This window comes from Yoonia sp. R2-816 (genome assembly GCF_046762905.1).
GTDB lineage: Bacteria > Pseudomonadota > Alphaproteobacteria > Rhodobacterales > Rhodobacteraceae > Yoonia.
On record NZ_JBKQXN010000004.1, the window covers coordinates 1 to 1,169 of the forward strand.

1 protein-coding gene is annotated in these 1,169 nt (G+C 63.6%); it reads left to right on the plus strand.

Features of this window, described 5'->3' with window-relative positions; all coding sequences use genetic code 11:
* The coding region (locus ACFWW2_RS00015) for an SdrD B-like domain-containing protein (RefSeq protein ID WP_393925315.1) at nucleotides 1-1,169 on the plus strand (1,169 nt) is incomplete at both ends.

Consider the following 1,169-nt stretch of genomic DNA (forward strand, 5'->3'; position numbering starts at 1 on the left):
TTGTGACCCCCGATCAGGGCGGAGACGACACGACCGACAGCGACGCGGTGGACAATGGCGACGGCACAGCCACCACAGCCCCCGTGATGGTGAACATCGGCGACGCAATCCGCAATGTCGACGCCGGCATCGCCGATCCGGATACGGGTGCGATCACGGGCGTGCTTTTTGTCGATACCGACAAATCCGACACGCAAAGCGATGGGGACACGCCTGTCGGAGGGGTTACCGTCACACTGCTGCAAGGCGGTGTGGTGGTTGCAACCACAACGACCGGTCCCGATGGCAGTTATACATTCGACGATCTTGCCCCGGGCGATGATTACAGTGTCCAGTTCGACAACCCAACGGTTCTGGACTTTGCAGGCCAGGATGCAGGCGGCGACGATGCAGTCGACAGCGATGTGGATGCGACCGGCACGACAGGTCTGATCAGCGTCGTGGCCGGTGAGACAACGGCGGATGTGGATGCGGGTCTGGTGGACCCCGGCACGGCCTCGCTTGGCGGGCGCCTGTTTATCGACAGCGATGACGACGATCAGGACAATGGCACCGGGGACGAGACGGGGATCGCCGGTCAGACCGTGACCCTGCAGGACGCAGACGGCAATGTGGTGGCGACGCAAGAGACGGGTCCGGACGGGTCCTATCTCTTTACCGATCTGGATGCGGGGACCTATGTGGTGGTCTTCCCGACGGATGTGGATGGCCAGGTGCTGGTGGCGCAGGATGTGGGCGGTGATGTCTCTGACAGCGATGCCGATCCTGCGACCGGTGCGACCGGTCCGATTGCCGTGACCATCGGCGATGCGATCCGCGACGTGGATGCAGGGGTCGAGGACCCCGGCACGGCCTCGCTTGGCGGCATTGTCTTCATGGATGCCAATGACAACGCTGTTGATGATGGCGAGATGGGTGTGGCGGGTGTGCCTGTGACGCTGCTGGATGCGGATGGCGCTGCGGTGGCCACGACGACCACGGCGGATGACGGGTCCTATCTCTTCGAAGACCTTGATGCGGGCGACTATAGGGTTGTCTTCCCGACCGAGACTGCGGACGGCAAGGTGCTGGTTGGCCAGGATGTGGGCGGTGATGACAGTGTGGACAGCGACGCTGACCCGGCCACCGGGGTGACGGCGCTGATCCCCGTGGGGGTGGGCGAGGATATC